The following is a 9794-nucleotide window of genomic DNA, read 5'->3' as shown; positions in this document are numbered from 1 at the left end:
GCAAGCATCGGTGCCGCCATCATCGCGGGCTAAAGCCCCCTCCCACAACAGCAAAGTGGCGGGAGTGAGGCCAGTGGATTCAGGATAGCTTAAGTAGCCACTTTAGCCTGCCTGTGGGAGGCCAATTCATTGGGCGACTGCTTGGGCAAGCACCGGTGCCGCCATCATCGCGGGCTAAAGCCCCCTCCCACTGGGTTATTGCCCAACTCACTCGTGGGAGGCCAATTGATTCACGCCAGAATGCGATGAATCTTTTTTATGCGCAGTCTGCGGCTCCCTGCCCAAACATATCAAATATCAGCTCGCGGCCCATGGCTGTTAACACAAAACGGCCATAGTCATTAAAAGTGGCGGCATCACTCTCTTCCAACACTTGCTGGCAAAGCGCCCAGCGGGGGTGCTGATGGCTCAGAGAGATCAACTCCTGGTGCGATAAACCACGCTGTATCAGGGTGATGGTTTCAAGCACATGGCCGCTCTCATAAAGCAGTTCCGCTACGCTAGAAAGGCAGTGGCGCAAGCTGCGCTGTACGTGGAAGGAAGCAGTGGTCGCGGGGGATAATGCTTCAGCGGGCATGGTGGGTTGCTCCTGCAATCGCAGCAAAATGGGTGTGCTGCAGTGCATTGTAAAGCAGTAGGAGTGTTAGACCAAGGTCTATGTATTGGGCTGGGTTTTGCGTGTCATCTGAATTACAAAAAAGGTGTGGTAGTCTCGCAAGACTTCTTTTAGAGCTGGTTGATTATGCAAATTAGCGTTTTTGGTACCGGATATGTAGGACTCGTGGCAGGTGCGTGTTTGGCGGATGTGGGTCATCAGGTCATCTGCATGGATATTGATGCTAACCGCATCGCACAGCTTAGCCGTGGTGAGATCCCTATTTTCGAGCCAGGCCTGAGCCAGCTGGTAGCGCATAACGTTGCCGCTGGGCGTTTGCGATTTACCACAGATACCGCACAGGCGGTAACCGAAAGCGACACGCTGTTTATCGCGGTGGGCACCCCGCCAGACGAAGATGGCAGCGCTGATCTGCAGTACGTATTAAGCGTCGCGGAAAGTATCGGCCAGCACATGCAGGGCTATAAGCTGGTGGTTGATAAATCGACGGTACCGGTAGGCACGGCCGAGCGTGTCAGCGACACCATCAGCCGCGTGCTACAGCAGCGTAAGGTTGAACACCCTTTTGATGTGTGCTCCAACCCTGAGTTTATGAAAGAAGGCGCTGCCATTGACGACTTCACCCGCGGCGCCCGCATTATCGTAGGCACCGAGAGCGAGCGGGTAAAAGAGCGCATGAAAGCCTGCTACGCTCCCTATAACCGCAACCACGACAAGCTCATGTTTATGAGCGTGCGAGCGGCAGAACTGACGAAATATGCTGCCAACGCCATGCTGGCGACCAAAATCAGCTTTATGAACGAAATGGCGAATTTAGCGGAGCGCTTAGAGGTTGATATTGAAGACGTACGGCGGGGCATAGGGAGCGACCCGCGTATTGGCTATCACTTTATTTACCCTGGTTGTGGTTATGGCGGCTCCTGTTTTCCTAAAGATGTGCACGCCCTTGAGCAAGCTGCTTTGCAATTAGGTTACACGCCGGAATTATTAAAAGCCGTAGAAGCCGTTAATCAGCGCCAAAAACAAACGCTTTACATAAAACTGCAAGAGAGCCTCGGTAACTTAGAGGGAAAAGTGATTGCTATTTGGGGGCTAGCATTTAAGCCCGGCACCGATGATATGCGCGAAGCGCCCAGCCGAGCACTGATGGAAGCCCTGTGGGCAGCAGGCGCAAAGGTGCAAGCGTTCGACCCGGAAGCGATGGGTGAGTGCCGAAGGCTGTATGGCGAGCGTGACGACCTGATGCTCGCAGGCGACCGTATACAGGCAGTAAAAGGTGCCGATGCACTGGCCATCTGTACAGAGTGGAAGGAGTTTCGCACCGTTGACTTCACTTGGTTAGCAAGCCAGCTAAATAATAAATTAGTGGTAGATGGGCGTAATTTATACGCACCCAGCGCGTTGAGTGAGGCGGGTGTTTGCTATGTGGGTGTCGGTAGAAAGTCTTAATAAACAGAAGTTTATAGCTTTGGTTTGCTGTTTCTGGTAAATGGGTAAGCCCAGAGCTAATAAATTTGTTAAAGTTAATAGGCTCAATGCCGAATAAATAACTAATTAGCTAACTTGAATAATGGCTGCCGCAAAATCGGTAAGACGGCCGCACAACGCGAAAAAGGGACGGTACGCATGGCTTCCATTTCATCACTTGGTATTGGTTCAGGGCTGGACCTCAACGGCTTGCTAGACCAACTGCAAGAAGCCGAACGCGGCAAGCTGGAACCCATCGAGCGACAACTGGAAACTCAGCAAACCAAAATTTCCGCCTACGGCCAGCTACAAACGGCCCTGTCAGCGTTTCAGGACGCAGCGGATGCTCTCAACGACAGCACACTGTATGAGAGTCTCTCGACCAACGTTAGCGGTGAAGCATTCACTGCCACGGCCAATGGCGAAGCGCAGCCCGGTAGCTATAACGTATCCGTCACTCAGTTAGCCACATCGGGCACCCTGGCAACCGCAGGCGTGCCGGATTCAACTACCGCCCTGACCACAGAAGCGACCACGCTGACACTCAATTTTGCAGGCGCTGATCAAGCTGACGTTGTGGTGGACATTGCTGCCAACAGCTCGCTTGAAGAAGTGCGTGATGCCATTAATGCGAAAGAAGATAGTGGTGTCTCTGCCTCTATCATTTTCGACGGTGACAATTACCGGCTAGCACTCAACTCTACGCAAACCGGTGAAGACGCGTCTATCTCAGGCATAACGCTAGGGGCGGCATTTGGCGGGCAGTTGGAATCAGAGTTTACGCAAGCAGGCCAGGATGCGAAATTGAATGTCAACGGTGTGGCCATTACCAGCCCTACTAATCAGGTAGAGGGCGCCATTCAAGGCGTCACGCTGAACCTTCAAGCAGAAGGGGATAGCACGGTGAAAGTCGAGCAAAACACCCTAGCAGTACGCGAAGCGATAACCGGCTTTGTCGATGCCTACAACGACCTAAAAGGCACCATTGGCGAACTCACCAGCTTTAATGCGGAAACCGGCGCTGCTGGGGAGCTGCTGGGCGACAGCGCGGTACGCACGGTGGAGTCGCGTTTACGCAGCGTGTTGGGTGGAGGTATCGAAGGCCAGTTCTCGATGCTAACGGATATCGGTATTTCGCTGCAGCGAGACGGCACGCTGGAAATCGATAGCGGCAAGCTAGACGACGCCATTGCCAATAATCAGGGTGCGCTCTCCGCCTTTTTTGCAGGCGCTGCCGATAACGAAGGTATGGCAGGCCAAGTGAACCAAACCATCGAGCAGTTGCTAGGCACTAATGGTACGGTATCCGGCGCGATTTCTGGTGCTGAAAACCGCGTTGAGTCGCTGGGCGAGCGTTACACGCGCATGGAGCAATCCATCGAGCAGACCATTTCTCGCTACCGCACTCAGTTTGGCCAGTTGGATAGCATGATTGCCCAAATGAACCAAACCAGCAGCTACCTCACCCAGCAGTTTGATGCGTTAGGTGCACAGCTAGGCCGAAAATAATACCAACTTTGTTTAGCTATCTCCAAAGCGCCTGCGATAAGCAGGCGTTTTTATTGGGGTAATGGGGTATTCGGAGTTAGGTGATAAAAAAGACCTAAAGTTAGCCGTTGTTCCGTCGATAAGAATGCTATTAAATCCAGTCGAAACGCCACCGCTGGCGCAATGTATCAATAATTGTGGGTTTAGCCTTTTGCATTGAGGAACATCTGCATGGCGACAATAACCTCTCTAGGCGTCGGCTCTGGCCTGGACCTCACCGGCTTGTTGGATCAGCTTCAAGAAGCGGAGCGGGGCAAGCTCGCGCCTATCACGCTGCAGAAAAAACAGCAGCAGGCGAAAATTTCTGCCTACGGGCAGCTGCAAACATCGCTAAACAGCTTTCAAGATGCTGTAGCGAAACTCAACGACCCGAAGCTCTACCAAAGCCTTTCCGCGAACGTGCGTGGCGATGCCATTAAAGCCACTACCTCCGCCAGTGCCTTGCCCGGTAGCTACCGGGTAGAGGTATCTCAGTTGGCCACCTCTGGCACCCTGGCATCTAACCGCATCACGGGTGAAAAAAACGCCGCGCTAGACCTACAAGGGGCCACGGCCATACGGCTCAATTTTGGCGGCGCGGATTCGGTCGATATTGCCATTGCCCAACAGCAGCCTGGAAGCCATTCGTAACGCCATTAACGCCCACAAGGATGCCGGTGTTAACGCCACCATCATCAACGATGGGGAAGGCTACCGCCTGGCGCTCAGCTCCAAGGCCACGGGAGCAGATGCTTCGATTGAAGGCTTCAGCGTTGTAGATACCAGCCAGGACCCCGCGGTAACGGTAGCAGGGCCGTTTAGCGAAGATGCCGACACCAAGCGTTCTGGCGAAAATGCCGCGCTAACCGTCAATGGCATTGCCATCAGCAGTGCCAAAAACCAGATCGAAGGGGCCATTCAGGGGGTTACGCTCAACCTGGCCGAGTTGAGTATTGCCGAAGGCGAAACGGCCACCAGTACCATTAGCGTCGAACGAGACACCCTCAAGCAGCGCGAAGCCATCAACGACTTCGTGAAAGCGTTCAACGACCTGAAAGGCACCATTGCCAAACTCACCAGCTTTACCGGCGACAGCGAAACCGCAGGCGAGCTGGTCGGCGACAGCACCGTGCGCACCATTGAAAGCCGCTTACGCAGCGTGTTGACCGGTGGTGTGGAAGGTGGTGAACTGGGCACCCTGAACCAGCTAGGCATTACCCTGCAGCGCGACGGTAAGCTGGCAGTGGATGACGACAAGCTATCCGACCTGGTGGCCAATAACCCCCAGGCGCTGAGCGACTTCTTCGCGGGTGATAAAAAAGAGAACGGCCTGGCTGGCAAGCTGTCCACCACTATCGACCAAATGCTCAGCAACAATGGCGTGGTCAAGCTGGCCATTAGCGGTGCTGAAAACCGGGTGAAAAGCCTAGATGAGCGTTTTGAGCGTATGGAAGTGACCATCGAGCGCACCATGAGCCGCTACCGCTCTCAGTTCGGGCAGTTGGACAGTATGATTGCGCAAATGAACAGCATGAGTAGTTACCTCACCCAACAGTTTGATGCACTAGATGCCCAGCTAGGGCGCAAGAGGTAGCCGCTAAAAATCGCCCGCTAGCCCCCATTTCAAGGGGGCTTTTTCACTTCTGAGCCAGGGTGAAGGTGGAAAGAGCCATGGTAAAAGCAGCCACGGTAGGTGGTGAAGTTGGTGACTGCTGTGGGAGGCAGCTTTAGCTCGCGACCGATGTCAGCTAGTTGCCAAAAGTCATCACTAAGTTACCAAACATTACATAATTTTTTACTACTCACCCTAAAGGTTCTTCCCATCAGGCCGTTAATTAATACAACGGCGCTTCATGTCGCCGAAAAGCGGGCCTTCAAGGCCAGTGTTAACGCAAGGAGAATCACACCATGTCAGTGATCAATACCAACATCACATCGATGATCGGTCAGCAGAACCTAAACAAGAGCCAGAACGCATTACAAACGAGCATGGAAAGGCTCTCCTCCGGCCTGCGTATCAACAGCGCCAAGGATGATGCGGCGGGTCAGGCCATTGCGAACCGCATGACGGCTCAAATCACCGGTCTGGCACAGGCGCAGCGTAATGCCAATGACGGTATCTCCGTTGCCCAGACTGCCGAAGGCGCCCTGAATCAGGTCAACGATAACCTGCAGCGTATTCGTGAGCTGAGCGTGCAGGCACAAAATGCCACTAACTCCACCGAAGACCTTGAGTCCATCCAAGCAGAAATCGGCCAGCGCTTGAACGAAATCGACCGTATTTCTGAAGAAACCGACTTTAATGGCACCAAAGTGCTGGCAAGCGACCAAGAATTCAAGATTCAAGTGGGCGCCAACGACGGTGAAGCCATCACAGTTAATCTGAAGCAAATCACCCGTGAAACCCTCGGTCTGCAAGGTTTTAACGTCGATGGTGCTGCTTCTGAAAACGCGAAAGCAAAAGAGTCTGATCTTCAGGCTCAGGCTGGCGGTCGTATCGCAACTGGTGGTGTTAACAATGCTGACTACACGCTGACTACCGATAACACGGCGCTGACAGGTTCTCAGGTGCTTGGTGAGTTGGCAGCAACAAACACTATCACGTTTGCCGGTGAGACGCCTTTTGGCGTTGCAGCAACAGGCAGTACATTTACTGCCGATGGTGAGGGTAACTTCACCTATGGTGCAACCATTGCCAATGGCAGTTCTGCAGATATTGGCGCTGCGATTATTCCAGCTTCAGGCTCCATCAGCGCAACTTATGAGCTGAATACTGGTAACACCGTTGAAGTTAATATTGACAGTTCGGGTACCATTACCCGCGCGGGCGATGGAGCGGCTCTGTTTGTCACAGGTACGGGCGAGCTATCTGAAAATAGTGGTAATGGTGCTGTTGCCGCTACAGTAGATAGCCTTATGGCTAAGCTGGACACAGATGCAACAAATAACTTGTCAAATGCTAGTCTAACGCTTGAAGACGGTACTACTTTTACAGGTACTGATGCTGCTGCGGGCGTGGCAATTACTAATGCTAAAATTAGCGCAGAAGACCTGATTGCCGCTGCAAACTCAGATGCCGGTAATGACATTACTGTAGCTAACGCTCAGTCTGGCTTCGGTGCTGATCTTGTTATTGCTGGTGAGAATACTGTTACCGCTGGTGGCGCTCAAGCATACCAAGATGGAAGTGCTGCTGCGGGTACCTTTGCCGTCACTACTGATGCCAGCTTTGAAACAGAGCTTTATGTGGGCGAAGACGGCACAGTAACCGATAGTGAGACGGGGAATGGCGCAACACTGTACATTACCAGCAGTGGCGAACTGACGTTCGCTGAAATCAACGAAGATGGAAAGACACTGAATCCGCTGAAAGCACTTGATGATGCCCTGAGCGACGTCGATACCCTGCGCTCCGACCTCGGTGCCATCCAGAACCGCTTCGAGTCTGCCATCACCAACCTGCAGACCAACGAAACCAACCTGTCTGCCGCCCGCTCGCGCATCGAAGATGCCGACTACGCGGTGGAAGTAGCCAACATGACCCGCGCGCAGATCCTGCAGCAGGCCGGCACTTCCGTACTGGCCCAGGCCAACCAGATCCCGCAGAACGTTCTTTCTCTGCTGGGTTAAGGTCAGGCTTGGCCGTAAGGCTAAAGTGGTAAGTAACGACGGGGGCCTAAGAGTCCCCGTTTTTTAGTTAGTGAGATAATAATTTAAGGTGCCAGTGTTTTCATGTTTGAATGTGAGCATCAAGGTAAAAGCTGCTTAGAAAACGATTATTACAAATTTGACGATGTTGCTAAACATGAGTTGGCTGATGCTCCAACAGTCGAGGAGATTGTTAATCGTAGTGAGTTCTGTACATGTCTGACATTGCCATTTATTGAAGGTGAAGAGCGTGATGGTCTTCTTAAGCTGACAGACTACCTTGAAAAAATCCGCAATAAGGTTGGCGTTTATCATTTGTGGATAGATGTTGGTTATTGTCAGGACCATGACGCTCATTCGCTTTTGTGCGTTTATGTTGGCAAAGGTAATGCTGTGAATCGTCTGGTCAGTCACGCAAGAGAGAAATGGCCGCAAAATCAGCCTTTATATATATCTTTTTATGAGTGTGAAAATAGACTTGCGAAATACATTGAGCAGCTTTTTTTAGATGCATACGAATTTTATCTTAATGTTAGCGAGAACAATGGTTCTGGCTATTTGTATGCGCGGTGGGATAAAGAGAGGTTTGAAATGCAGCATGAAATCGAGGAGCATGCTGATATATTAGATCGCAAATACGGGAGTGAGTTGGAAGATATTGTTAATAGCTGGGGAGATGAGAATGAGAGTGAGAAATAAAAAGCCCCATGCAATGGCCGTTGATTAAATGAGGGGTTGTGGGTAACTATGAGCTACAGCATGTGACTAATGCGATTCAAGTGCTCATCGACGACATCCAGGCCACCGACATGGATGAGCAGATGCCTGAAGACTATGGCTGGCTGCTTGAGTTTCTGGACGATGCCGTGAAGCAGCAGCGTGAGCATGTAATGGTGATGCTGCTGGTATGAAATTGCTTCTGGCACAAGATGGTTTCGTCGTTGCACTCCTCGCAACGGTATATGCAAGCTGCCGTGCAGGCATATCTTAAATTAGCGTGACCTCAAACCTGTCAGCTGTCACAACAGGCGTTTTAGCATGCCGAGGACCTTCTTTGATTTCTACCAAGCCATAATCACTCATCTTTTTAATGGTGCGGCTCAGGCTTTCTTTACGACGCCCTGTGATTTCAGCAAGCTCTCCCAAGGATTGTGGCTTGCATTGGCGAATCGTTTTAAGTAGCTCAAGGTTTTTTGTATTCAACAGACGAGACATGGACTCGACGCTATCGAACCATATCTTGGGCTCTTCAGCAGTAGGTTGATAGAGGCCTTTGGCAATCGAGATGGTGCGCTGGCGGAATTCATCACGGTTCATGATACCAATTTTGACAGTGGTCATATCCCTTCCTCTCGAAGTATTTCATCGACCTGTTTCCAAAAATCTTCGATTAACTGAGCGGCAGAATCAAAGAAGTAATCACTAACGACGCTACGGTAGTGGCGGTGATCCCATTCATCGCGTCGTCCCGCAAATTTTCTGCGTTTAATGTTTGGTGCATGGGCGTTGTCATAACCAAGTAGCCGTGTTCCGCTTTTATGGTGGAGGGTCAAGCTATACTTTATTCCATGGGGAATGTTTGGTGTTGCATTGACTCGCCGCACCTCAAACTTGACCCAGAAATCACCCTGTATGCCATACTGAACGCCATTGAGCTGTAATAAAGCATCTAAACTCTGATCTTCCATGCACTAACATCCTATTCCATGGAAGGAATATAGGTGGGTTGACTTCAGGCGTCAACTGTTGATTATTCTACACTTGAATAGGTAGTATTTTGACTCAAAAAAGCACCACCATCTCAGCCCGTGAGGTCATCAACGACCTCGTCCCCAAGCTCAATGCGGTTGAAAAGCAGATCAAGCTCACGATCAGCGCCGTTGTGGAAGCCAGCGGCGCAGCGCCTGAGCAAAAAGAGCGTTACGCCAAGCTGAAGGCGGAGTTCCAGCTGGAACTCACCATGATCCGTATGAACCTGGAGCATCTGCTAAAACGCTACCGTAACGAGCTGGAAGCAGCGATGAACGACCCGCGTAAAGATATGCTGCTCACCTTAGATGCGTATGAAGCCACAGCGGTTGAAAACGCCAAGCAGCTGTATGCGCGGGTGCAACGCTTGCAGCAAGGCCATTAAGTGAGTATGCAGCCCGAGGAGCATGAACAAGTAGCGCTCGCGTTAGAAACGCTGATTCGTGAAACCCAGGCAACGATAGCACGGGTAGAGCAACACGGGCTGGATGCCTCCATGCCGGAAGATTACCAGGCGCTGTTGGATATTTTAGACAGCGCTATCAAGCAGCAGCGCGAGCATACAATGGGGATGCTCAACAAAGAGTGATATAACGTAACAGATAATTAGCTTGCAAATTTTCTGTCCTAGGCTAATGTTTCACGCTTGACATCCTCCCCTCCCTCAGCTTGCGCTGCCGCCTTGCAGCGGAAAGGAAGGGGATTCCCAGGTCGTTACCTTCCTGGTTCCTGCTTCGATGTTCGTTGCCTTCAATGCCTTGGCACTGCTGGTCTTACACAAACTCCA

General features: G+C 51.6%; 12 protein-coding genes. 9 read left to right on the top strand and 3 right to left on the bottom strand.

The window, feature by feature from the left end:
* Positions 1-256: 256 nt before the first annotated feature.
* On the bottom strand, positions 257-577 hold the full coding sequence (locus tag AC13CN_RS00360) for a hypothetical protein (protein ID WP_044630021.1): 321 nt from the start codon (positions 575-577) through the stop codon (positions 257-259).
* 165 nt (positions 578-742) lie between these two features.
* On the opposite strand from AC13CN_RS00360, the gene AC13CN_RS00355 reads away from it, so the two are divergent.
* From AC13CN_RS00355 to AC13CN_RS00325, 7 genes are all read left to right on the top strand, one after another.
* Positions 743-2065 (top strand): UDP-glucose dehydrogenase family protein, encoded by a 1323-nt coding sequence (locus AC13CN_RS00355; protein WP_483052931.1) that lies wholly within the window; start codon positions 743-745, stop codon positions 2063-2065.
* 177 nt (positions 2066-2242) lie between these two features.
* The gene (gene fliD, locus AC13CN_RS00350; RefSeq protein ID WP_483052930.1) at positions 2243-3592 is read left to right on the top strand and encodes a flagellar filament capping protein FliD; all 1350 of its coding nucleotides are present in this window, start codon (positions 2243-2245) and stop codon (positions 3590-3592) included.
* A 210-nt stretch (positions 3593-3802) separates the two neighbouring features.
* Positions 3803-4261: a flagellar cap protein FliD N-terminal domain-containing protein gene (locus tag AC13CN_RS00345; protein WP_483052929.1), complete on the top strand. Its 459-nt coding sequence runs from the start codon at positions 3803-3805 to the stop codon at positions 4259-4261.
* Positions 4230-5204, top strand: coding sequence for a flagellar filament capping protein FliD (gene fliD / locus AC13CN_RS00340; protein WP_483052928.1), 975 nt, complete (start codon positions 4230-4232; stop codon positions 5202-5204). Before AC13CN_RS00345 ends, fliD (AC13CN_RS00340) begins: the two co-directional genes overlap by 32 nt.
* Before the next feature lie 314 nt (positions 5205-5518).
* On the top strand, positions 5519-7240 hold the full coding sequence (locus AC13CN_RS00335) for a flagellin N-terminal helical domain-containing protein (protein WP_483052927.1): 1722 nt from the start codon (positions 5519-5521) through the stop codon (positions 7238-7240).
* A gap of 102 nt (positions 7241-7342) precedes the next feature.
* A complete protein-coding gene (locus tag AC13CN_RS00330; RefSeq protein ID WP_483052926.1) occupies positions 7343-7957 on the top strand; it encodes a hypothetical protein in 615 nt (204 codons plus the stop codon).
* Positions 7958-7995: 38 nt separating this feature from the next.
* A complete protein-coding gene (locus AC13CN_RS00325; RefSeq protein WP_193461732.1) occupies positions 7996-8169 on the top strand; it encodes a hypothetical protein in 174 nt (57 codons plus the stop codon).
* A 76-nt stretch (positions 8170-8245) separates the two neighbouring features.
* Here AC13CN_RS00325 and AC13CN_RS00320 read toward each other — a convergent pair whose 3' ends face one another.
* Both AC13CN_RS00320 and AC13CN_RS00315 read right to left on the bottom strand, forming a co-directional pair.
* Positions 8246-8599, bottom strand: a complete 354-nt coding sequence (locus AC13CN_RS00320; RefSeq protein ID WP_483052925.1) for an HVO_A0114 family putative DNA-binding protein — start codon at positions 8597-8599, stop codon at positions 8246-8248.
* Entirely contained in the window at positions 8596-8946 is a 351-nt protein-coding gene (locus tag AC13CN_RS00315) for a toxin-antitoxin system TumE family protein (protein ID WP_483052924.1), read from the bottom strand. The genes AC13CN_RS00320 and AC13CN_RS00315 overlap by 4 nt, the downstream gene beginning before the upstream one ends.
* 89 nt (positions 8947-9035) lie before the next feature.
* Between AC13CN_RS00315 and AC13CN_RS00310 the strand changes: the two genes are divergently transcribed.
* Entirely contained in the window at positions 9036-9392 is a 357-nt protein-coding gene (locus AC13CN_RS00310; RefSeq protein WP_062363669.1) for a hypothetical protein, read from the top strand.
* Positions 9393-9398: 6 nt separating this feature from the next.
* Positions 9399-9596 (top strand): hypothetical protein, encoded by a 198-nt coding sequence (locus AC13CN_RS00305; RefSeq protein ID WP_289109523.1) that lies wholly within the window; start codon positions 9399-9401, stop codon positions 9594-9596.
* The last annotated feature ends 198 nt before the right edge of the window (positions 9597-9794 follow it).

The sequence above is a fragment of the Vreelandella sp. L-25 genome (genome assembly GCF_056857535.1).
The sequence above is the reverse complement of the archived record's forward strand: the minus strand, read 5'-3'. Positions and strand labels throughout refer to the sequence as shown.